At 73.9% G+C, this 22,326-nt stretch carries 17 protein-coding genes and 1 pseudogene; 13 read left to right on the top strand and 5 right to left on the bottom strand.

Annotated features, from left to right (window positions below):
* Positions 1-181 (top strand): annotated as a pseudogene (locus IE177_RS34070) (flavodoxin-dependent (E)-4-hydroxy-3-methylbut-2-enyl-diphosphate synthase); the annotation flags it as partial.
* A gap of 97 nt (positions 182-278) precedes the next feature.
* Here the strand turns inward: IE177_RS34070 and IE177_RS34065 are convergent.
* A complete protein-coding gene (locus IE177_RS34065) occupies positions 279-2,129 on the bottom strand; it encodes a SpoIIE family protein phosphatase (RefSeq protein WP_190019360.1) in 1,851 nt (616 codons plus the stop codon).
* A gap of 248 nt (positions 2,130-2,377) precedes the next feature.
* Here IE177_RS34065 and IE177_RS34060 point away from each other — a divergent pair, with 248 nt between their 5' ends.
* The 3 genes from IE177_RS34060 (at position 2,378) to IE177_RS34050 (ending at position 5,694) form a co-directional block, all read left to right on the top strand.
* Positions 2,378-3,226, top strand: coding sequence for a GNAT family N-acetyltransferase (locus IE177_RS34060; protein WP_190019359.1), 849 nt, complete (start codon positions 2,378-2,380; stop codon positions 3,224-3,226).
* 122 nt (positions 3,227-3,348) lie between these two features.
* The gene (locus tag IE177_RS34055; RefSeq protein ID WP_190019358.1) at positions 3,349-3,876 is read left to right on the top strand and encodes a GNAT family N-acetyltransferase; all 528 of its coding nucleotides are present in this window, start codon (positions 3,349-3,351) and stop codon (positions 3,874-3,876) included.
* Between the two features lie 111 nt (positions 3,877-3,987).
* A complete protein-coding gene (locus IE177_RS34050) occupies positions 3,988-5,694 on the top strand; it encodes a proline--tRNA ligase (protein ID WP_190019357.1) in 1,707 nt (568 codons plus the stop codon).
* A gap of 470 nt (positions 5,695-6,164) precedes the next feature.
* Here IE177_RS34050 and IE177_RS34045 read toward each other — a convergent pair whose 3' ends face one another.
* The 3 genes from IE177_RS34045 to IE177_RS34035 form a co-directional block, all read right to left on the bottom strand.
* On the bottom strand, positions 6,165-7,076 hold the full coding sequence (locus tag IE177_RS34045; protein ID WP_190019356.1) for an aminoglycoside phosphotransferase family protein: 912 nt from the start codon (positions 7,074-7,076) through the stop codon (positions 6,165-6,167).
* 70 nt (positions 7,077-7,146) lie between these two features.
* Positions 7,147-7,638 carry a ferritin-like domain-containing protein gene (locus tag IE177_RS34040; RefSeq protein WP_190019355.1) on the bottom strand — a complete coding sequence of 164 codons (492 nt, stop codon included), beginning with the start codon at positions 7,636-7,638 and terminating at the stop codon, positions 7,147-7,149.
* Positions 7,635-8,147: a hypothetical protein gene (locus IE177_RS34035; protein ID WP_190019354.1), complete on the bottom strand. Its 513-nt coding sequence runs from the start codon at positions 8,145-8,147 to the stop codon at positions 7,635-7,637. Before IE177_RS34035 ends, IE177_RS34040 begins: the two co-directional genes overlap by 4 nt.
* A 209-nt stretch (positions 8,148-8,356) precedes the next feature.
* On the opposite strand from IE177_RS34035, the gene rimP reads away from it, so the two are divergent.
* From rimP to IE177_RS33990, 9 genes are all read left to right on the top strand, one after another.
* Positions 8,357-8,866, top strand: coding sequence for a ribosome maturation factor RimP (gene rimP, locus IE177_RS34030; protein WP_190019353.1), 510 nt, complete (start codon positions 8,357-8,359; stop codon positions 8,864-8,866).
* 2 nt (positions 8,867-8,868) lie between these two features.
* Positions 8,869-9,855 carry a transcription termination factor NusA gene (gene nusA / locus IE177_RS34025; protein ID WP_190019352.1) on the top strand — a complete coding sequence of 329 codons (987 nt, stop codon included), beginning with the start codon at positions 8,869-8,871 and terminating at the stop codon, positions 9,853-9,855.
* Positions 9,856-9,969: 114 nt separating this feature from the next.
* The gene (locus IE177_RS34020) at positions 9,970-10,266 is read left to right on the top strand and encodes a YlxR family protein (RefSeq protein ID WP_190019351.1); all 297 of its coding nucleotides are present in this window, start codon (positions 9,970-9,972) and stop codon (positions 10,264-10,266) included.
* 144 nt (positions 10,267-10,410) lie between these two features.
* Positions 10,411-13,452 carry a translation initiation factor IF-2 gene (infB, locus tag IE177_RS34015; protein WP_190019350.1) on the top strand — a complete coding sequence of 1,014 codons (3,042 nt, stop codon included), beginning with the start codon at positions 10,411-10,413 and terminating at the stop codon, positions 13,450-13,452.
* Positions 13,453-13,660: 208 nt separating this feature from the next.
* Positions 13,661-13,954 (top strand): DUF503 domain-containing protein, encoded by a 294-nt coding sequence (locus IE177_RS34010; protein ID WP_190019349.1) that lies wholly within the window; start codon positions 13,661-13,663, stop codon positions 13,952-13,954.
* Between the two features lie 68 nt (positions 13,955-14,022).
* Positions 14,023-14,493, top strand: a complete 471-nt coding sequence (gene rbfA / locus IE177_RS34005; RefSeq protein WP_190019348.1) for a 30S ribosome-binding factor RbfA — start codon at positions 14,023-14,025, stop codon at positions 14,491-14,493.
* A complete protein-coding gene (gene truB / locus IE177_RS34000) occupies positions 14,490-15,395 on the top strand; it encodes a tRNA pseudouridine(55) synthase TruB (protein ID WP_190019347.1) in 906 nt (301 codons plus the stop codon). The genes rbfA and truB overlap by 4 nt, the downstream gene beginning before the upstream one ends.
* 274 nt (positions 15,396-15,669) lie before the next feature.
* Positions 15,670-19,311: a trypsin-like peptidase domain-containing protein gene (locus IE177_RS33995; protein WP_229816398.1), complete on the top strand. Its 3,642-nt coding sequence runs from the start codon at positions 15,670-15,672 to the stop codon at positions 19,309-19,311.
* A gap of 130 nt (positions 19,312-19,441) precedes the next feature.
* On the top strand, positions 19,442-20,404 hold the full coding sequence (locus tag IE177_RS33990) for a bifunctional riboflavin kinase/FAD synthetase (RefSeq protein ID WP_190019346.1): 963 nt from the start codon (positions 19,442-19,444) through the stop codon (positions 20,402-20,404).
* 240 nt (positions 20,405-20,644) lie between these two features.
* Here IE177_RS33990 and IE177_RS33985 read toward each other — a convergent pair.
* Positions 20,645-22,326, bottom strand: a 1,682-nt coding sequence (locus tag IE177_RS33985) for a nucleotide-binding protein (protein ID WP_190019345.1), incomplete at its 5' end; no start/stop codon positions are given.

The following is a 22,326-nucleotide window of genomic DNA, read 5'->3' as shown; positions in this document are numbered from 1 at the left end:
CGACCTCGGCGTGGCCTCCGGCAACGGCAAGGGCCAGATCTTCGTCAAGGGCGAGGTCATCAAGACCGTCCCCGAGTCCAGGATCGTGGAGACCCTCATCGAGGAGGCCATGAAGCTCGCCGAGCAGATGGAGGCCGACGGCGTCCCCTCCGGCGACCCCGAGGTGTCGGTCGCGGGCTGAGCCCGCCCTCCCCGCTACCGCTCGCGGCGGTGGCGGGCCCGCGCGCCAGGTGTTCCGTCCGCCCTGCGGGCGAACGACGCGACTTCGCGGACACGACCTAGAACTCCCGTTCGCCCCGCGAGGGGTCCTGTACCGGAGCGTCCTGCTGGACGGAGCCGGGGGCGGCCCGGTTCGGGGCGGCCGGACTGTAGCCCGACTGCGCGGGTGGAGGCTCGCTGCGGTCGCCGGGGGCGCCCGCGCCGGCCGCCGGCAGGCGCAGCGCGAGCAGGGCGACGTCGTCACCCCTCGGCTCGATCCGCCGCAGCAGCTCGTCGCAGAAGTCGTCCACGGTCTCCTCACGCAGCCGCCGGGCCAGTACGGACGCGTGGTGGCGGAGCTTGGCCATGCCCAGGTCGATCGGGCGGTCCCGGCTCTCCACCAGACCGTCGGTGTAGAGCAGCAGCGTGCACTCGCCCGGCAGCTCCTCGTAGGCGTCCGGCCAGCTCAGGCCCAGGTGCAGGGTGGCGCTCATGCCGATCAGCGGGCCGTGCCCGCCGGTCAGGAACCGTGCGTCCCCCTCCCGGGTCACCAGCAGCGGGGGCGGATGCCCGGCGTTCACCCAGTGCAGATGCCAGGGGCCGCCCTCGACGCCCTCGATCCGCGCGAAGAGCAGCGTGGCCATCGGGGCGTCACTGGTGTTCGTCACCGCCTCGTCCAGCCGCCGCATGATCACGCTCGGCGGCTTCCGGTGCACCCAGGCGAGACCGCGCAGCATGTTGCGGACCTCGGCCATGTGCGCGGCTGCCTTCAGGTCGTGGCCCACCACATCCCCGATCACGAGGGCCATCACCCCGTCGCCGAGCAGGAATGCGTCGTACCAGTCGCCGCCGATCTCCATGGCGCTCTGCGCGGGCAGGTAGCGGGCGGCCATCCGCAGGTGGTCCACCTGGGGCAGTGGGGCCAGCAGCTGGCGCTGCATGGTCGCTGCGACGTTGCGCTGTTCCTCGTAGAGCCGCTCGTTGTCCAGCACCTGCGCCACGCGCCAGCCGAGGTCCGAGAGCAGCCGCACCTCGGCGTCGGTGAAGGCGGGGGACGCTCCGGCACGGCCCACGGTCAGCATCCCGTAGTGGTGCCGCCGGGCGCGCAGCGGCACCACCACGGCCGAGTGACCGCCCAGTTCGTCGAACAGCATCCCGTGGGTCGCGGCGAGCGGGGCGCGCGGGTCCCGCAGCCGTTCCGCGGTCAGCAGCACGGGCTTCTCACCACCGGTGGCCTTCGCCAGCGCCCGGCGGGCCTTGGCCGGCAGCGGCGGCAGCGGGCCCTCCAGCCGCTTCGCCCTTCTCGGGTGCGCCGGACAGCGGACCGCCACCCGCTCCAGCGCCCCGGTCCGGGGGGAGCGCAGGGCCACCGTGGCCCAGTCGCCCAGCTCCGGGACCAGCATCCGCAGCAGCCGGCGCAGCTGGCCGGTCGGGTTCCGGGCCGACATCAGCACCGAGGAGATCTCCGACACCAGGTTCAGCCGGGCCGTCATCGCCTCCAGGGCGGCCGTGCGCGCCGCCGCCCGCAATTCGGCCTCCCGGTGCAGACTGAAGTCGCTGAACACGATCACCATCCCGGCCCTGCGGCCCGCGAGCCGCAGCGGCGTGGTCGCCCAGATGATCGGCAGGACCGTCCCGTCGGCGCGCAGGAAGTACTCCTCACTGCCCTGCTCGACGGACCGGTTGTCGTGCAGCGGGGCCCGCATCTGGCACTGCTCGCGCGGCACCGCACCGCCGTCGGGGCGGCGGTGCAGCAGGTCGTGCGCGTCGTGGCCGTGCATGTCGCCGGCCCGCCGGCCCAGCAGCTGCTCCGCCCAGGGGTTGACGTACGTGATGCGCCCGGAGAGGTCGACGGCGAGCACGCCGGTGCCCAGGTCGCTCAGGATCGCGTACGGGAAGTCCCCCTCGTGGACCCCGCCAGCCCCGCTCATGGCCTCACGCCCTCGTCCTCGCACCGGAGCGGCGTCCGGTGTGCACAGCCCTCACCGCGTCCCGGAGCCGTCCGGAAAACAGCGTCTCAACCCATTTTCACCCCCTTCCGGAGGGCGGTCGGCCTCCCGCCCGGCGTGTTGCCGCCCGTCCAGCCGGGATCCCGGCCCCCCCACCCGGGGGGCGGCACCGCCCGGATTCCGCGGGTACAGTGCCAGGACCAGCAGAACCCCAGGGTGAGGCCCCGAACGTGTTGACCCAGACCAGCTCACGGGTGCTCGAACCGAGCGACCTCGACGCCGCGCTCGCCGTCCTCGACCGCGAGCCGGTGGCGAACGCCTTCGTGGCCTCCCGGGTGCAGGTCGCCGGTCTCGACCCGTGGCGCCTGGGCGGCGAGATGTGGGGCTGGTACGAGGACGGCATGCTGACGTCCCTGTGCTACGCGGGCGCCAACCTGGTCCCGATCTGCGCCACCCCGCGCGCCGTGCGGGCCTTCGCCGACCGCGCCCGCAGGGCCGGCCGCCGCTGCTCCTCCATCGTCGGCCCCGCCGACTCCACCTCCGCGCTGTGGCGCCTGCTGGAACCCCACTGGGGCCCGGCCCGTGAGATCCGCGCCCGCCAGCCGCTCATGATCACCGACCGCATGTCCGCCGACATAGCCCCGGACCCCTACGTGCGCCGCGTCCGCAAGGACGAGATGGACACGATCATGCCGGCGTGCGTGGCGATGTTCACCGAAGAGGTCGGCGTCTCGCCGCTGGCCGGGGACGGCGGCCTGCTGTACCAGGCACGCGTGGCCGAACTCGTCGGCTCCGGCCGGTCCTTCGCCCGCCTCGACGACCGGGGCAGGGTCGTCTTCAAGGCGGAGATCGGCGCGGCGACTCCCCGGGCCTGCCAGATCCAGGGCGTCTGGGTGGCCCCCGAGTACCGGGGCCGGGGCCTGGCGGCGCCCGGCATGGCGGCCGTCCTGCGCTACGCCCTCGCGGACGTGGCTCCCGTGGTGAGCCTGTACGTGAACGACTACAACACGGCCGCCAGAAGGACCTACCGGCGCGTGGGCTTCCAGGAGACGGGCGCCTTCATGAGCGTTCTCTTCTGAAGGGCGTTCCGCGAGCGGCCCGGAGGTTGCCGGAGCGCTCCCCGAGCGGCCGCGGCCGGGCACGGCCGGGTACGGCGCCCCGCCCCCGGCCGGCGGCACAACCGGCCCTGTACGCTCCCCGCATGGACCTCGTGATCGGCCCCCTGGACCTCGCAGCCCACGTCGACGAGGCCTTGGCAGTGCAGGCCGTCGCCTTCGGCCTCGGCCCCGAGGAAGTCGCCGTGCGCCGGCAGATCGTGCAGCGCCACATGCAGTACCGGGGAGCGCGGGCCCTCGGCGCCACCGCCGGCGGCCGGCTCGTGGGCTTCGTCTACGGCATGCCCAACTCCCGCACCCACTGGTGGTCCACGGTCGTCGAGCCGTACCTGCGGGCCAACGGCAACGACCTCTGGCTCGACGACTCCTTCGTCATCACCGAACTGCACGTCCACCCCCGCCACCAGAACCTCGGCATCGGCAGGCGTCTGATCACCACCATCACCGACACCGCCGACGAACCCCGCTCGATCCTCTCCGCGATCGACGTCGACAGCCCCGCCCGCGGGCTGTACCACTCCCTCGGCTACGTCGACCTGGCCCGCCGGGTCCACTTCCCCAGCGCCGCCAAGCCGTACGCCGTCATGGGCGCCCCGCTGCCCCTGTGCCGGTGATAACCGATTTCCACCGGCACAGCACGCCCGGCTAACCTCCTATGCCATCACCATCCCCCGGCCCCGGCAGCGCCCGAGCGGGGGACCACCATCGGCAGGAGTACGAGAACCATGGCGAACGCACCGGTCCAGCGCATGTCCCAGTTGATGGCGAAGACTCTGCGTGACGACCCGGCGGACGCCGAGGTCATCAGCCACAAGCTCCTCGTCCGTGCCGGTTACGTCCGCCGCACCGCCGCCGGTATCTGGTCGTGGCTGCCCCTCGGCAAGAAGGTCCTCGCCAACGTCGAGCGGATCGTCCGCGAGGAGATGGACGCCATCGGCGCCCAGGAGGTCTCCCTGCCCGCCCTGCTGCCGCGTGAGCCCTACGAGGCCACCGGCCGCTGGGACGAGTACGGCCAGGAGCTGTTCCGGCTCAAGGACCGCAAGGGCGGCGACTACCTCCTCGGCCCCACCCACGAGGAGATCTTCACCCTCCTGGTCAAGGACCAGTGCACGTCCTACAAGGACCTGCCGGTGATCCTCTACCAGATCCAGACCAAGTTCCGCGACGAGGCCCGCCCCCGCGCCGGCATCCTGCGCGGCCGCGAGTTCCTCATGAAGGACTCGTACTCCTTCGACCTGGAGGACGAGGGCCTCGCGAAGTCGTACGCCCTGCACCGCCAGGCCTACCAGCGCGTCTTCGAGCGCCTGGGCCTCGACTACCGCATCTGCGCGGCCACCGCCGGTGCCATGGGCGGCTCCAAGTCCGAGGAGTTCCTCGCCCCGGCCGAGGCCGGCGAGGACACCTTCGCGGACTGCCCGAACTGCGACTTCGCCGCCAACACCGAGGCGATCACCTACGAGCTCAAGGCGGCCGACGGCTCGGCCGTCCCCGCGCTCGAGGAGATCCCCACCCCCGACACCCCCACCATCGAGACCCTGGCCGCCTCCCTCGGCGTGCCGGCCTCCGCCACGCTGAAGAACCTGCTGGTCAAGGTGGACGGCGAAATCGTCGCCGTCGGCGTGCCCGGCGACCGCGAGGTCGACCTCGGCAAGGTAGAGGCGCACTTCGCCCCGGCGGCCGTCGAGATGGTCACCGAAGCCGACTTCGCCGGCCGCCCCGACCTGGTCCGCGGCTACGTCGGCCCGCAGGGCCTGGGCGAGAAGGTGAAGTACATCGCCGACCCGCGCGTGGCGCCCGGCACATCCTGGATCACCGGTGCCAACAAGGAGCACACGCACGCCAGGAACGTCGTCGCCGGCCGTGACTTCGAGGTCGACGCGTACGTGGACGTCGTGGTGGTGCAGGAGGGCGACCCCTGCCCCAAGTGCGGCACCGGCCTGAAGCTGGACCGCGCCATCGAGATCGGCCACATCTTCCAGCTGGGCCGCAAGTACGCCGACGCCCTCAAGCTCGACGTCCTCGGCCAGAACGGCAAGCCGGTCCGCGTCACCATGGGCTCCTACGGCATCGGCGTCTCCCGCGCCGTCGCCGCCCTCGCCGAGCAGACCGCCGACGACAAGGGCCTGGTGTGGCCCAAGGAGGTCGCACCGGCCGACGTGCACGTCGTCGCCGCCGGCAAGGCCCTCCAGACCGAGCTGGCGCTCGACGTCTCGGAGCGGCTGCGGGCCGCCGGCCTGCGCGTACTGGTCGACGACCGGGCCGGGGTCTCCCCGGGCGTGAAGTTCACCGACGCCGAGCTGATCGGCGTGCCGCAGATCCTGGTGGCCGGCCGCCGCTCCGGCGAGGGCGTGCTGGAGCTGAAGGACCGCAAGACCGGCGAGCGCGAGGAGCTGACGGTCGAGGAAGCGATCGCCCGCCTCACCACGGCCTGACGCCTCCGGCGCACTCCCGCCGCCGCAACCACCCGTTCGGCCCGTTCGCCCCTGCGAGCGGGCCGAACGCCGTCCCGGCGCGCCCCCGCCTCGCCTGACTCGGATGCTGGGCTGGGGGTGCCTTCGGGTGCCTGGAACGGGGTGGGCGGACGGTGGCGGCCTGTTGTCGGCCTGCGGCGGCGCGTGGGGTCTCCGGCCCGAGTCCGGTTGCCGGGGGCTGAGCGGGGTCGGGGTTGTGGGTGCCTTCGGGTGCCTGGGACCGGGTGGACGGACGGGTGGCGGCCGGTCGTCGGCCTGCGGGGGCGCGTGCGGTTCCGGCCCGGGGCCCGTTGCCGGCGGGCGGGGCGCACGGCGTCGGTCGTGCGCCCGGGCGGCGGTGCCGGGCCGGCGGGGTCGTGGCCTGCCGACGGCGAGCCGGACGTACGCGGTGCCGCCGCGGCCGGCCGTGGGATGTCCCCGCACCTCTGCGGTCAGTTGAGCCAGCTCGCGAACTCCAGCAGGAGTTCCGCGTCCTTCCCGCGGCCGACGCGGCGCGCCCGGACGCCGGACTCCACCGCGCGGAACAGGGTCCAGCCGCGCAGCCGCTCCTGGTCCACCTCCAGCGACTCCGCGAGCCGCTTGATCCTGCGGCGCGTGATCGCCGGGCCGGACGGCGCGGCGATCAGGTCCTCCACCCGGTCCCGCACCAGCCGCGCCAGGTCGAAGGCGCACTCACCCACCACCGGGTCCGGCCCGACCGCCAGCCACGGCATCCGCTCACCGGCCAGCACCTTGCTCTGCCGGAACGTGCCGTGCAGCAGCCGCTGTCCGGGCGGCCCGCCCAGCAGCTCCTCGCGGGCCGCGAGCGCGGCCGCCACCAGCGGTGCCGCCTCGGGGTCGCTCCCGGTGCCCGCCCGCATCGCCAGCGCCTGCCGCCCGGTGCGCTCGGCGACGGTCTCGAAGACATGGCCGGCCGGCGGTTCGACCCACAGCCGCCGCAGCGTCCCCGCGGCCTCCAGCAGCGCCTTCGCCTCGGGCAGCGACCGCAGCGACACATCCGGGTGCAGCCGCTCCAGCAGCAGCACCCCGACGTCGGCGTCCCCGCCGTCCGCCTCCAGCAGCTGTACGGCGCCCAGACCGGCCCAGTGCCGCAGCGCCGCCCGCTCGCTCTCGGGCCGGGCCCGCGGCGGGGCCAGCTTGAGGACCGCCGGGGTGCCGTCCGGCTGCCGCACCAGCACCACCAGGCTGCTGCGCCCGCCCGGCACCTGGACCCGCTCCACGCTCAACCCGCGCCGGGCAACGGCCTGTTCGGCCGCCCCGGGCAGCCGGGCCAGCCAGTCGTCGCCGGCCGGCGCCGTCTCACCGAGCGCCCTCACCAGGCGCGGCGGCGGTTCGAAAGCCATGCGCGAGTCGTTCCCTTCTGTCACCGGACCCGTCGTTACGGGCCTTACGGGCCTACGGGCCTTGCGCGTCTCAAGAGGCCGAGGGCGCCGAGGCGGAGGGCGCGGCCCCGGCCGCACCGGTCCCCTCGCCCGACAGCTCCGCGAGCCCAGGGAAGGCTACGCTCTCCCCGCTCCAGCGCACCGCCCGCACCGCGGCCTCCCGCAGGGCCTCCGCGGCCGCGCCGCGCCGCTCGCCGGACGCCGCCCGCACCAGGTCCGAGTACACCCCGGCGACCCGCTCCTCCAGCCGCGCGGCCAGCCGCACCGCGGCCGGGGCGTCCGGCACCTGGAACGGCAGCGCGTACGCGGCGCTCGCCGCGACCGGCTCGCCGCCCAGGCCGCGCACCTCGCGCACCAGCGAGTCCCGGCGCGCCCGATGGGCGTCGTACGCCGCCCGCGCCTCTGTGCGCCGCCGCTCGCCGATCCGGCCGCCGACGACGCCGTACCCGTACACCGCCGCGTGCTCCGCCGCCAGCGCCGCCTGCAGCGCGGCCAGCTCGGCCCGGTCCGCCCGCCCGCTCACTTCGCCCCCTCGGCCAGCAGGTACGCGTGTGCCGCCCCGGCCGCCGCGACCGACGCGAGCGTCCGCGCCAGCTCGCCCGGCACCTCCAGCAGGGCCTTCGCGCGCCGGTCGGCGAGCGTGCGCTCGGCCGTGGCGAGCGACGCCAGGGCCTCCTTCTCCCCGGCCGGAACCGCGGGCGCCGCGGACGAGGAGGACGCCGTGGGGGAGGAGGACCCCGCGGCCCTGCCCCCGCCGAACGCCCGAACGTGCGCGGCCACCTCGGCCCGCAGCGGCCGCAGCCGCTCGGCGAGGGCCGGATGGGCGGCCAGCACGGCGTCGTAGCGGTCCAGGAGCCCGGCGCTGTCGCGGGCCGCACGCGCGCGTGCCCGTTCGGTCACCGAAGGGCCGCTGTCGCCCCCCGAGCCGGGGTCGGCCGAGCAGCCGGTCAGCAGGGCGGCGCCCGCGGCCGAGGCGAGCAGGGTTCTTCTGCGCGGCCCCGAGGGGGTGCGCGGCGGCGGAGGATACGGCACTGCAGACGTCCTCGGGGAATCGTACGAAAGGAAGGGCGGCCGAAGGCACGGGCGACAGCCCGTGATCACCGTACCCGCGCGCCCCGCGTACGCCACTCACCGGCACCGCTCGTACACAGGTGGACGGCAACACTCCCCGCGACCGGATACCCTTTGATCAGACGCGCGACCCATCCCACAACAGCACACGCGGCCGAGGAGTCACCCGGATGAGCACCACCCAGAGCGAGAGGCTGCGAGAGCTGCTCGAACCGCTCGTCACCTCCCAGGGGCTGGATCTCGAAGAGATCGCCGTGGACTCCGTCGGACGCAAGCGGGTGCTGCGCGTGGTCGTCGACTCCGACACCGGGGCGGACCTGGACGCGATCGCCGATGTGAGCCGCGCGCTCTCGGCGAAGCTCGACGAGACCGACGCGATGGGCGACGTCGCCTACGACCTGGAGGTCGGAACCCCCGGCGCGGAGCGCCTCCTCACCGAGCACCGGCACTTCGTGCGCGCCACCGACCGGCTCGTGAAGTTCCAGCTGGCCGAGGACGGCGAGCTGGTCGCCAGGATCCTGAAGGTCGACGAGGACGGTCTCGACGTCGAGGTCCCCGGCGTCAAGGGCCGCAAGGCCACCAGCCGCAGACTCGCTTTCCCGGACATCGCCAGGGCGCGCGTGCAGGTCGAGTTCAACCGCAAGGACAAGAAGGACATGAAGGAAGAGGAGGAGGCGTAGCCGTGGACATCGACATGAGCGCCCTGCGGGGTCTGGTCCGGGAGAAGGAGATCTCCTTCGACCTGCTGGTCGAGGCGATCGAGTCGGCCCTCCTCATCGCCTACCACCGCACCGAGGGAAGCCGCCGCCACGCGCGCGTGGAGCTCAACCGGGAGACCGGCCATGTGACCGTGTGGGCGAAGGAGGACCCCGAGGACCTCGAGGAGGGGCAGGAGCCCCGCGAGTTCGACGACACCCCGTCCGGTTTCGGCCGCATCGCGGCCACCACCGCCAAGCAGGTGATCCTGCAGCGGCTGCGCGACGCCGAGGACGACGCGACGCTCGGCGAGTACGCCGGCCGTGAGGGCGACATCGTCACCGGCGTGGTCCAGCAGGGCCGCGACCCGAAGAACGTGCTCGTCGACATCGGCAAGCTGGAGGCCATCCTGCCCGTGCAGGAGCAGGTGCCCGGCGAGACCTACCCGCACGGCATGCGGCTGCGGTCGTACGTCGTCCGGGTCGCCAAGGGCGTCCGCGGGCCCTCCGTGACCCTCTCCCGCACCCACCCCAACCTGGTGAAGAAGCTCTTCGCCCTGGAGGTGCCGGAGATCGCCGACGGCTCGGTCGAGATCGCGGCGATCGCCCGTGAGGCCGGTCACCGCACCAAGATCGCCGTGCGGTCCACCCGCACGGGCCTGAACGCCAAGGGCGCCTGCATCGGTCCCATGGGCGGCCGGGTGCGCAACGTGATGGGCGAGCTGAACGGCGAGAAGATCGACATCGTCGACTGGTCGGACGACCCGGCCGAGATGGTGGCGAACGCGCTGTCACCCGCCCGGGTGAACAAGGTGGAGGTCGTCGACATGGCCGCCCGCTCCGCCCGGGTGACCGTGCCGGACTACCAGCTGTCGCTGGCGATCGGCAAGGAGGGGCAGAACGCCCGCCTCGCGGCCCGGCTCACCGGCTGGCGGATCGACATCCGGCCCGACACCGAGCAGGCCGGGGAGTAGGACGGCGACCGGCGCCGGGAATAGATCCCGGCCGCAGGCCGCTTCGATTACGACAACAACCGTTCGATCTTTGCCCCAAAGGGGTGAGGTCGCTGCGGGGAGGTAGACTTAACCGTGTCTGGCCGGACGCACACCCGAGCATGCCCTGAACGCACCTGTGTGGGGTGCCGGGAGCGGGCGGCCAAGGACGATCTCCTGCGGATCGTGAAGAGCGAGGACGCGTGCGTCCCCGATCCTCGCGGTACGCTGCCCGGCCGGGGTGCCTACGTACACCCCGCCCTGGTCTGTCTCGACCTGGCGGTACGCCGCCGGGCGTTCCCGCGGGCACTGCGCGCCCCGGGTGCGCTCGACACAAAGGCGTTGCGCCGATACGTCGAGCAGACGACAGTTGCCGAGCAGGCAACGCCGTAAGACATGCCGTACGGAACCCCGTACGGCCTGGTACCTCGCGAGTCGAAAGCAGGTCGAGATTGCGATGAGCACTCGATGAGTACGCGATGAGTACGCCCATGAACTAGCGACGGTCCGGCTTCACCCGGACCTCAAAGGAGCGAAGTGGCTAAGGTCCGGGTCTACGAACTCGCCAAGGAGTTCGGTGTCGAGAGCAAGGTCGTCATGGCCAAGCTCCAGGAACTCGGTGAATTCGTCCGTTCGGCGTCTTCGACGATCGAAGCGCCGGTTGTACGCAAGCTGACCGACGCCTTCCAGGGCGGTGGCAACGGCAAGTCCGCCGGTAAGCCCGCCCCGCGCAAGGCCGCCCCCAAGCCCGCCGCGCCCTCCCCGGCGCAGGCGGCCCGTCCGGCTGCCCCCAGGCCGGCAGCCCCCAAGCCGCCGACGGCGCCCGCTGCACAGCAGCCGGCCGCCCCGTCGGCGCCCGCGCCGGCCCCCGGTCCGCGTCCGGTTCCGGGTCCCAAGCCCGCGCCGCGCCCGGCTCCGGCCGCCCCGGAGTTCACCGCTCCGCCGGCCGCACAGGCCCCGCAGACCCCGCAGGCCCCGGCCGCGCAGGGTCCGCGTCCCGGCGCCCGTCCCGGCGCCCCCAAGCCCGGTGGCCGTCCGGCTCCCGGCCAGGGCCAGGCCCGTCCGGGCCAGGGCGGTGCTCGTACCGGTGGCCAGGCCCCGCGTCCCGGCGGCCGTCCGGCCGGTCCGCGTCCCGGCAACAACCCCTTCACCTCCGGCGGCAACGCCGGCATGGCGCGCCCGCAGGCGCCCCGTCCGCAGGGCGGCCCGCGTCCGGGTGGTCCCGGTGCCCCCGGCGCCGGTCCCCGTCCCCAGGCGCCCGGCGCCCAGGGCGGCGGTCCGCGTCCGCAGGCTCCCGGTGGCGCCCGTCCGTCCCCGGCCGGCATGCCCCGTCCGCAGGGCGGCCCGCGTCCCGGCCCGGCCGGCCCGCGTCCGAACCCCGGCATGATGCCGCAGCGTCCCGCTGCCGGCCCGCGTCCCGGCCCCGGCGGCGGTCGCGGCCCGGCCGGTGCCGGTCGTCCCGGCGGCGGCGGTCGTCCCGGCGGTGGCGGCGGCTTCGCCGGTCGTCCCGGCGGTGGCGGCGGCTTCGCCGGTCGTCCCGGTGGCGGCGGCGGTGGCGGCGGCTTCGCCGGCCGTCCCGGTGGTCCCGGCGGTGGCGGCGGTGGCCGTCCCGGCTTCGGCGGCCGTCCCGGCGGTCCTGGTGGCCGCGGTGGCACGCAGGGCGCCTTCGGCCGTCCCGGCGGTCCCGCGCGTCGCGGTCGCAAGTCGAAGCGGCAGAGGCGCCAGGAGTACGAGGCCATGCAGGCCCCGAGCGTCGGCGGCGTGATGCTGCCGCGCGGCGGCGGCGAGACCATCCGTCTCTCCCGCGGCGCGTCGCTCACCGACTTCGCGGAGAAGATCAACGCCAACCCGGCGTCCCTCGTCGCGGTCATGATGAACCTCGGCGAGATGGTCACCGCCACGCAGTCCGTCTCCGACGAGACGCTGCAGCTCCTCGCCGACGAGATGAACTACACGGTTCAGATCGTCAGCCCCGAGGAGGAGGACCGCGAGCTGCTCGAGTCCTTCGACATCGAGTTCGGCGAGGACGAGGGCTCGGAGGAGGACCTGGTCGTCCGTCCGCCGGTCGTCACCGTCATGGGTCACGTCGACCACGGCAAGACCCGCCTGCTCGACGCCATCCGCAAGACGAACGTCATCGCGGGCGAGGCCGGCGGCATCACCCAGCACATCGGTGCCTACCAGGTCGCGACCGAGGTCAACGACGAAGAGCGCAAGATCACCTTCATCGACACCCCGGGTCACGAGGCGTTCACCGCCATGCGTGCCCGTGGTGCGAAGTCGACCGACATCGCGATCCTGGTCGTCGCGGCCAACGACGGCGTCATGCCGCAGACGGTCGAGGCGCTCAACCACGCCAAGGCGGCCGACGTGCCGATCGTGGTCGCGGTCAACAAGATCGACGTCGAGGGTGCCGACCCGACCAAGGTGCGCGGTCAGCTGACCGAGTACGGCCTGGTGGCCGAGGAGTACGGCGGCGACACCATGTTCGTCGACATCTCCGCCAAGCAGGGTCTGCACATCGACTCGCTGCTGGAGGCCGTGGTCCTCACGGCCGACGCCTCGCTCGACCTGCGGGCCAACCCGAACCAGGACGCGCAGGGCATCTCGATCGAGTCCCGTCTCGACCGCGGCCGCGGTGCCGTGGCGACGGTCCTCGTCCAGCGAGGCACGCTGCGGGTCGGCGACACGATGGTCGTGGGCGACGCCTACGGCCGGGTGCGCGCCATGCTCGACGACAACGGCAACAACGTCGCCGAGGCCGGTCCCTCGACGCCGGTCCAGGTCCTGGGCCTGACCAACGTCCCGGGTGCGGGCGACAACTTCCTGGTGGTCGACGAGGACCGTACGGCCCGTCAGATCGCCGAGAAGCGCGCCGCCCGTGAGCGCAACGCCGCGTTCGCCAAGCGCACGCGCCGCGTGTCGCTGGAGGACCTGGACAAGGTGCTCAAGGCCGGCGAGGTCCAGCAGCTGAACCTGATCATCAAGGGTGACGCCTCCGGTTCGGTCGAGGCCCTCGAGTCCTCGCTGCTCCAGCTGGACGTCGGCGAAGAGGTCGACATCCGCGTCCTGCACCGCGGCGTCGGTGCGGTCACGGAGTCCGACATCGACCTGGCGATGGGCTCCGACGCCATCGTGATCGGCTTCAACGTCCGCGCGGCCGGCCGCGCGGCGCAGATGGCCGAGCGCGAGGGCGTGGACGTCCGGTACTACTCGGTCATCTACCAGGCGATCGAGGAGATCGAGGCGGCCCTCAAGGGCATGCTCAAGCCGGAGTACGAGGAGGTCGAGCTCGGTACGGCGGAGATCCGCGAGGTCTTCAAGTCGTCCAAGCTGGGCAACATCGCGGGTGTGCTCATCCGCTCCGGCGAGGTCAAGCGCAACACCAAGGCGCGCCTCATCCGCGACGGCAAGGTGGTCGCGGAGAACCTCAACATCGAGGGTCTGCGTCGCTTCAAGGACGACGTCACCGAGATCCGCGAAGGCTACGAGGGTGGTATCAACCTCGGAAACTTCAACGACATCAAGGTCGACGACGTCATCGCGACGTACGAGATGCGCGAGAAGCCGCGCGGCTGATCGCCTGACGGTAGCCGCTGGCCGACGGAACACCGCTTCCGCCGGCCAGCGGCCCGTTTGGCCCCTTCCCGGGGCCACCCACAGCACACCGGCACCGCGGAAACCCTGTCGAGTCACCGGCAGGTATCGCGGTACCGTTCATGGTGTTCCCGGCCCACACGGTCCCGGGACCACCGATCCCGTACCGGCGGGTGAACCGGTTGCCTACATGTACGTGGGGACTCTGTCCTTCGACCTCCTCCTCGGCGACGTCCACTCGCTGAAGGAGAAGCGCTCCGTCGTCCGCCCGATCGTCGCCGAACTCCAGCGGAAGTACTCCGTGAGCGCGGCGGAGGTGGACCACATGAACCTCCACCGGCGAGCGATCATCGGCCTCGCCATGGTCTCCGGCGACGCGGGGCACCTCACCGACGTACTGGACCGGTGCGAACGGCTGGTCGCCGGCCGCCCGGAGGTGGAGCTGCTGTCGGTCCGCCGCCGCTTCCACGGCGAGGACGACTGACGTCGGCAGCCGACGACCGACGACCAGACCACAGAACGCAAGAAGAAGAAAGAACGGGAGCTGGACCAGTGGCCGACAACGCGCGGGCGAAAAGGCTGGCGGACCTCATCCGGGAGGTGGTGGCCCAGAAGCTGCAGCGCGGGATCAAGGACCCGCGGCTCGGCTCGCACGTCACCATCACGGACACCCGGGTCACGGGTGACCTGCGGGAGGCGACCGTCTTCTACACGGTCTACGGCGACGACGAGGAGCGGAAGGCCGCGGCGGCGGGCCTGGAGAGCGCCAAGGGCATCCTGCGCTCCGAGGTCGGCCGCGCGGCCGGTGTGAAGTTCACGCCCACCCTGACCTTCGTCGCGGACGCCCTCCCGGACACCGCCAAGACCATCGAGGACCTCCTCGACAAGGCCCGGCAGTCCGACGCGAAGGTCCGCGAGACCTCCGCGGGGGCGTCGTACGCGGGCGGCGCCGACCCGTACCGCAAGCCGGCCGACGACGAGGCGGCCGACGCGACCGACACGGACGGCGACGCCTCGGAATGACGCAGAAGCACACCACGCCCGACGGCCTCGTCATCGTCGACAAGCCGTCGGGCTTCACTTCGCACGACGTGGTCGCCAAGATGCGCGGGATCGCGAAGACCCGCCGCGTCGGCCACGCCGGCACCCTCGACCCGATGGCGACCGGCGTCCTGGTCCTCGGGATCGAACGCGCCACCAAGCTCCTCGGGCACCTAGCGCTGACCGAGAAGGAGTACCTGGGCACCGTCCGCCTGGGCCAGAACACCGTCACCGACGACGCCGAGGGGGAGATCACCGCCTCCACCGACGCTTCGAAGGTGGGCCGGGACGCCATCGACGCCGCCATCGGCAAGCTGACCGGCGACATCATGCAGGTGCCGTCCAAGGTCAGCGCCATCAAGATCGACGGTGTGCGGTCGTACAAGCGGGCCCGCGAGGGCGAGGAATTCGAGATCCCCGCCCGGCCGGTGACCGTCTCCTCCTTCACGGTGTACGACGTCCGGGACGCCGTCGCCGCGGACGGCACCCAGGTCCTCGACCTGATCGTCTCCGTGGTCTGCTCCTCCGGCACCTACATCCGGGCCCTCGCCCGCGACCTGGGCGCCGACCTGGGCGTCGGCGGCCACCTCACCGCGCTGCGCCGGACGCGCGTCGGGCCGTACAAGCTCGATGCGGCCAGGACGCTCGACCAGCTCCAGCAGGAGCTGACGGTGATGCCGATCGCCGAGGCCGCCGCGGCCGCCTTCCCCCGCTGGGAGGTCGACACCAAGCGGGCCCGGCTGCTGCTGAACGGCGTCCGGCTGGAGATGCCCGACGAGTACGCCGGAGCCGGCCCCGTCGCCGTCTTCGACGCCGAGGGGCGCTTCCTCGCCCTCGTCGAGACGCACAAGGGCAAGGCGAAGAGCCTGGCCGTCTTCGGCTGAGGCATCCCGGCCACGGGCCGCCGCCCTCGATCGGGTGTAGCCGTGGAGCGGCGGCCGGCACGGCATGCGCCCTGCCACCGCTCCACGGTCCCCCCTCGGTTCCCCCACCCCTAGGGTTATCCAGCGGCACGCCCCTATTCACCCGTCCGGGCAGGCGCTCGGAGTGAACCGGGGGAGCGGAAGGGGGCGCGTTCGCCGCCCGGCCTGTTCCGCCGATCATCACGCGCCTACCGTCGGGAGACAGGGCACGCGGTACGGGCGGGGAGGTACGGCCATGGCGGGACGGGGCCCGCACACCGAGCGCGGGCGCCGGGCGACGGCGGACGGTGCGTCACGGGACGGCGTGGCGGCTGGCGGTGCGCGCAGAACGGCGGACGGTACCCACCACGCGGCGCCCGCCACGCGCGACGCGGCCTTCGGCGCACCCGGGGCAGACGCGGCCTTCGGTACACCCGGGGCGCCGTCCGGCACGCACACCACGACGGACGTCGTCCGCGGGGACGAGACCGTTTCCCCGACCGGGGCCGGCACACCGCCGTCCATCCCCGCGGGCGCCGCCTTCCCCGACGACACCGCCCTCGTCCGGATCCACGACCTCGCCGGCCGCCTCCGCGGCGTCGGCTTCCTCGCCGACCACGAAGGCACCCTCCTCACCAGCCACGAGACGGTCGACGGCCTGTCCCGGCCGGTACTGCGCACGGCCGGCGGCCGCACCCGCGTGGTCGCCGCCGACGATGTCGTCCCGCTGCCCCACCTGAACCTGGCCCTGGTACGCACCGACGGCCTGGGCGTGCCCCCGCTGCCGCTGACGGTCCGGGAACGCATCCAGGCCGGCACCTACGTACGACTCCCCGCTGGCCGCTGGCGCGAGGCCCGGGTGCTGGCCGCCACCCGGGTCACCTACACCGCCACGGACCGCCTCCACCTCCTCGACGAGGCTCTGGAGCTGGCGATCGGCACGGACGGCCGGGACGCGCTCCGGCGCGGCGCGGGCGCGGCCGGCGGGCCGGTGCTCGACGCCCGTACCGGCGCCGTCCTCGGCGTCCTCGGCACCGCCCTGCACACCGCACGCCGTGACGCGGGCTTCGCGGTGCCCCCGCGGTCCGCCGACGGCCCCCTCGCCGGCCTGCTCGCCCGCAACGCCGCCACCGTCCCGGCCCACGGAGCCGACCTGAACCTCGCGGCCGTCCTGGAACTGACCGCCACGTCGGTGGCCCAGGAGGGCCCCCACGGCACCCCGGCCGACTGCCCGGGGCCGGTGGAGCGGGCGGACGTGACCGGGGAGCTGGCCGCGTTCACCGAGGGGGACCGGGCCGTGCTCGGCCTGGTCGGCGATCCGGGCAGCGGCCGTACGACGGAACTCGCGGCCCTCGCCGCGCGCCGCTGCCGGGGCGCGCGGCCCGCCCCCACGCTGTGGCTGCGCGGTGCCGACCTCGGCGACGCCGACGAGTCCGTGGCCGCGGCGGCCGCCCGCACCCTGGAGCGCGCCGCCCGGATCGTCGCCGCCTCCCGGTCCGTCCGTGCCGAGGACCTCGGCGACCTCGCTCCCGAACACCTGGCCCGCGTCGCCGCCCGCGCCGGCCGCCCCTTGCTGCTCCTCCTCGACGGCCCCGAGGAGATGCCCCCCGCCCTCGCCCACCGCCTGCCGCAGTGGATCACGGGGACCGCCGACTGGCTCCGGCGGAGCGGGGCGCGCCTGGTGGTGGCCTGCCGGGAGGAGTACTGGGAACAGGCCGCATCCGGGCAGCCGGACCAGACATGTCTGCGGCTCGGCGATCTCACCGACGACGAGGCCGGCCGGGCCCGCGCCCGGTACGGCGTCCCGGAGGGCGTCCTGACCGAGCGGGAGGCGCGGCACCCGCTCACCCTGCGCCTGCTGTCCGAGGTCCGTGCCGCCCTGCCGGACGCTCCACGCGCCCCGGGCCCCGTGCCCCCGCTCGACCGGCATGACGTGTTCGCCGCCCACCTGGACCTGGTGTGCCTGCGCGTCGCGGTCCGCCTCGCCGCCCGGAACGGGCTGCGCGGCACAGCCGTACGACGGCTCGCGGCACGGGTGGCCGGGCAGGTGCACGAGGCCGCGCGGCGCAGCCTCACGTCGGGGCAGGGCGGACTGGACCGGGAGTCGTTCGAGGCGGTGTTCCCCCTGGGACCCGCCCCCGCCCGGCTGGGCGGCGGCACCGGCTGGGCCTCCGCCGTCCTCGCCGAGGGGCTCCTCGTCCCGGCCGGCGACGGCTACCGCTTCACCCACGAGGAACTGGCCGACTGGATCCAGGGCACCCACCTGGACCTCGACGAGGCCCTGCACGCCCTCGTCCACCACCCGCACGGTGCCTCAGGAACCGGTCCCGCGCCCTTGCCGCACCACCGCGCCGGACCCGTCGTCCAGGCCCTGCTCCTCCTCGGCCGTCGGCACGGCCCCCAGTTGCTCGCCCCGCGGCTGCGTGAGCTGACCGCGGCCCTGGACCGGCACACCGGCTCCTGGTGGCCGGCCCGGCTGCTCTCCCGCACCCTGCTCCAGGTCCCGGACGCGACGCCGTACACCGGGGTGCTGCGGTCGCTCGCCGACCGCGTCGTCGCCTGGCGGCGCGAACAACGGCCCGTGCCCGCCGAGTGCGGCGCCGCCTTCTGGACCGCCCTGCCCCTCCCCGACGCCGAGCGGCTCGACCTGCTGCGCCGGCTCGTGCTGGCCGACCAGGCGCCGCCGGACCACGGCGAACGCTACCTCGACGCCGTCGCCCGGCTGCTCGCCGCGCGACCGCGCGCCGTGCAGCAGCAGTTGACGCACTGGTTCGACGACGAACGGCCCCTGCCCGCCACCCCGCACGCCACCGTGGCCACCGCCGCCCAGGCGCTGCTGCACACCCACCGACACCGCACCCTGGACGAGCTGACCGAGGTGCTGGTGGCGAGCGCGCACCGACGCGCCGACGAACTGCTCGCCACCCTCGCCGAGGACGAGCCCTCGGCCCTGTGCCGGGCCGTGGACCGCTGGGCGCACGACGAGCGCCCGGCCCGCAGGGCCGCGGGGGTCACCTTCGGGCTGCGCGCGGCCCCACACGTCCGCTCGGAGGCGGACCGCGAGCTGCTGCGCCGTTGCGCGCTCCTGCTGCTCGCGCGCCCGGCCGACCGCACCCTGCACGGCGGCGCCCTCGCCCTGCTGGTCCACGACCCGCACACCCGCGACCGGCACCTGGCCCCGGCCCTGCGTCACTTCGCCGACGGCGACCCGCGGTTCCCCCCGGACGCCCTGGTGCCCGCCCTGGCCACACACCCGGGACCCGTGCTGGAGGCCTTCCGCGCCCGCCTGCGCGGCCCGCACGCCACAGCGGCCCTGCACGCCCTCGCCGATGTCACCACCCCGGCCCTGGCCCGCCGGGCCACCGGCCTCGTCCAGGAGGCGACGCGGTCGCGCCCGGAGACCGCCGGGCAGTTCGCGGCCCACGTCGACCGCCGCCTGGAACAGGGGCCCACCGCCCGCCCGGTCCTGCTGCCCCTCGTCACCGGCCTCCTCGACGGCGGCCCCGAACACCTCCGGGCGGCCCTCGCCGCCGTCCTCGCCGCCGCCGGCACGCCCGCCTCCCGCCCGCTGCGCCGAGAACTCCTGGAGTTCCTCCTCACGCGCGAGCGTGAGCCCTCCGTGCTGGAGGCCGTCCTGCACGCGGCCGCGGAGCACGCGGACGGCCGGGAGGAGGAGGCCCGGGGGCTCGTCCACCGCACCGGTCTGCTCCTCGTCCGCACCCCCGCGGGCGCCACCCGCTTCGACCGGGGCCTGGCCGCCCTAGGCCGGCACGTGCCCGGCTTCGCCGCCCTCGTGATCCGCTGGCTGACGGACGCCCCGGACGACTGGGCCGCCCTGGTGGGACCCGGCACCCGCCGCACGCTCGAAGACCTGACGGGCGCACGCGTACCGGCGTGACCTGCCACCTTGAACGTGCGCCCGGTCACAGCCCCCGTACCGATGCGGGCGCGGAGCACCCGGCATGGCACCCTTAGACCTGCACAAGAGGTCAGGACAGACACGGACACGGGTTCGAGGAGCGGTCACAGTGCAGCGCTGGCGTGGCTTGGAGGACATCCCCGAGGACTGGGGGCGCAGCGTCGTCACCATCGGTTCCTACGACGGCGTCCACCGGGGCCACCAGCTGATCATCAAGCACGCCGTCGACCGCGCCCGCGAGCTGGGCGTCCCGGCCGTCGTGGTCACCTTCGACCCGCACCCCAGCGAGGTCGTCCGCCCCGGCAGCCACCCGCCGCTGCTCGCCGCGCACCACCGCCGCGCCGAGCTGATGGCCGGCCTGGGCGTCGACGCGGTCCTCATCCTCCCCTTCACCACCGAGTTCTCGAAGCTCTCGCCCGCCGACTTCGTCGTGAAGGTCCTGGTGGACAAGCTGCACGCCAAGGCGGTCGTGGAGGGCCCGAACTTCCGCTTCGGCCACAAGGCGGCCGGCGACGTCGAGTACCTCGTCGAGCAGGGCAGGACCTACGACTTCGAGGTCGAGGTCGTCGACCTGTACGTCACCGGCGAGGCGGGCGGCGGCGAGCCGTTCTCCTCCACCCTGACCCGCCGCCTGGTCGCCGAGGGCGACGTCGAGGGCGCCGGCGAGATCCTGGGCCGCCCGCACCGGGTGGAGGGCGTCGTCGTCCGCGGCGCCCAGCGCGGCCGCGAGCTGGGCTTTCCGACGGCCAACGTCGAGACGCTCCCGCACACCGCGATCCCCGCCGACGGCGTGTACGCCGGCTACCTGCACGCGCAGGACGAGATCATGCCGGCCGCGATCTCCGTCGGCACGAACCCCCAGTTCGACGGCACCGAGCGCACGGTGGAGGCGTACGCCATCGACCGCGTCGGCCTGGACCTGTACGGCCTGCACGTCGCCGTCGACTTCCTGGCGTACGTACGCGGCCAGGCGAAGTTCGAGACGCTGGAGGCCCTGCTGGAGCAGATGGCCGCGGACGTGAAGCGCTGCCGGGAGATCGTCGCGGAGTCGTCCCCGGAGAATGGCGTCTAGGATTTCCGGCCCCGGCCGGGATCGCCTGCCGCGGCAGGCCGCGGCCGGTAGGCCGTGCGTCGCCGCGGCGGTCTCCCGTAAGTCCTCGACGGGCGGCGCCCACCAGCGGGGGATCACCCGCTGCCAGTCGCTGGAACCGTCGCCGAGCGCGGTTTCCAGGGCTGGTTCACCGTCCGCGCCGGAGCCCGGCCCGGGTCCGTACGCACGTCGTACGGACCCGGGCCGCGTTCCGGCGCCCGCCTACTGTTGCTGCTGCGGCGGGTACGGCTGGGCCTGCGGCTGCTGACCGGGGTTCGGGGCGGTCTGCGGAGGCTGCTGTCCCGGGGCCTGCGGCGGCTGGGGCTGGCCCGGGACCTGCGGGTACGGCTGGCCGGGCTGCGGCGCGTACGGCTGCTGTCCCTGCTCCTGGCCCTGCGGCGGGTACGGCTGACCGGGCTGGGGCGCGTACGGCTGCTGTCCCTGCTCCTGGCCCTGCGGCGGGTACGGCTGACCGGGCTGGGGCGCGTACGGCTGCTGTCCCTGCCCCTGACCCTGCGGCGGATACGGCTGCTGTCCCTGCGGGTGGGCCTGCTGCCCCTGCTGCGGGTAGGGCTGGCTCTGCGACGGATACGGCTGCTGGCCCTGCGGCGGATACGGCTGCTGGCCCTGCTGCGGGTAGGGCTGCTGACCCTGCGGGAACGGCTGGCCCGGCATCGGCGGTGCGGCCACCGGGGGCGGGTTGCCGTCGTTGGTCCACAGGCCGTGCGCCTGCTGGTGCCTCACGAAGTCCTCGGCGACCAGCGCGGCGAGGTTGAAGTACGCCTCGCGCGTCCTCGGCCGCATCATGTCGAGGTCGACCTCGGCGCCGGCGGCCAGGTGCTCGTCGAAGGGCACGACCACGACACCGCGCGTGCGCGACTCGAAGTGCGACACGATGTCGTCGACCTTGATCATCTTGCCCGTCTCGCGAACCCCGGAGATCACGGTGAGGGACCGGGAGACCAGGTCGGCGTAGCCGTGCGCGGACAGCCAGTCCAGCGTCGTACTGGCGCTGCTGGCGCCGTCCACGGACGGCGTGGAGATGATGATGAGCTGGTCGGCGAGGTCGAGCACCCCGCGCATCGCGCTGTACAGCAGGCCCGTGCCCGAGTCGGTCAGGATGACCGGGTACTGACGGCCCAGCACGTCTATCGCGCGCCGGTAGTCCTCGTCGTTGAACGTGGTCGAGACGGCCGGGTCCACGTCGTTGGCGATGATCTCCAGACCGGAGGGCGCCTGCGAGGTGAACCGCCGGATGTCCATGTACGAGTTCAGGTACGGGATCGCCTGGACGAGGTCACGGATGGTGGCCCCGGTCTCCCGCCGGACACGTCGCCCGAGCGTACCGGCGTCCGGGTTGGCGTCGATGGCGAGTATCTTGTCCTGCCGCTCGGTGGCGAGGGTGGCGCCGAGGGCGGTGGTCGTGGTCGTCTTGCCGACGCCGCCCTTGAGGCTGATGACCGCGATCCGGTAGCAGGAGAGCACCGGCGTGCGGATCAGCTCCAGCTTGCGCTGCCGCTCGGCCTCCTCCTTCTTACCGCCCAGCTTGAACCGGGAGGACGCCGCCGCGGGCCGGCCGCTCTTCGCCTTCTGCCGCTTGTTGTTGAGCAGCCGGTCCGCCGACAGCTCCACGGCCGCGGTGTAACCCAGGGGTGCGGCACCGGGGTTGGTCGGCTGCCGCTGGTCGTGCTGTATCGGCTGCGGCCACGCGGCACCGGACCGGGGATCGACCGGCGCGTGCGGGGGCTGTGGCTGGGCCGGAACCGGCGGCTGGGGCTGCGGTGCCTGCGCGGACTCCGGGGTCTGAGGCGGCTGGGGGAAGCCGTAACCGCCCGGCTGCGCCTGCGGGTTGGCGGGCGGCTGGGGTGCCTGGTTCTGGGGGAAGCCGTAACCGCCGGGCTGTG

Source organism: Streptomyces lucensis JCM 4490, from assembly GCF_014650035.1.
GTDB lineage: Bacteria > Actinomycetota > Actinomycetes > Streptomycetales > Streptomycetaceae > Streptomyces > Streptomyces lucensis.
The sequence above is the reverse complement of the archived record's forward strand: the minus strand, read 5'-3'. Positions and strand labels throughout refer to the sequence as shown.

What these genes read in the sequence shown, in the direction of transcription:
- truB (WP_190019347.1), top strand. Translation starts at nt 14,490, where the DNA reads ATGACGCAGAAGCACACCACGCCCGACGGCCTCGTCATCGTCGACAAG.
- rimP (WP_190019353.1), top strand. Translation starts at nt 8,357, where the DNA reads ATGAGCACCACCCAGAGCGAGAGGCTGCGAGAGCTGCTCGAACCGCTC.
- IE177_RS34045 (WP_190019356.1), bottom strand. Translation starts at nt 7,076, where the DNA reads ATGGCTTTCGAACCGCCGCCGCGCCTGGTGAGGGCGCTCGGTGAGACG.
- IE177_RS34010 (WP_190019349.1), top strand. Translation starts at nt 13,661, where the DNA reads ATGTACGTGGGGACTCTGTCCTTCGACCTCCTCCTCGGCGACGTCCAC.
- IE177_RS34050 (WP_190019357.1), top strand. Translation starts at nt 3,988, where the DNA reads ATGGCGAACGCACCGGTCCAGCGCATGTCCCAGTTGATGGCGAAGACT.
- IE177_RS33995 (WP_229816398.1), top strand. Translation starts at nt 15,670, where the DNA reads ATGGCGGGACGGGGCCCGCACACCGAGCGCGGGCGCCGGGCGACGGCG.
- IE177_RS34065 (WP_190019360.1), bottom strand. Translation starts at nt 2,129, where the DNA reads ATGAGCGGGGCTGGCGGGGTCCACGAGGGGGACTTCCCGTACGCGATC.
- IE177_RS34055 (WP_190019358.1), top strand. Translation starts at nt 3,349, where the DNA reads ATGGACCTCGTGATCGGCCCCCTGGACCTCGCAGCCCACGTCGACGAG.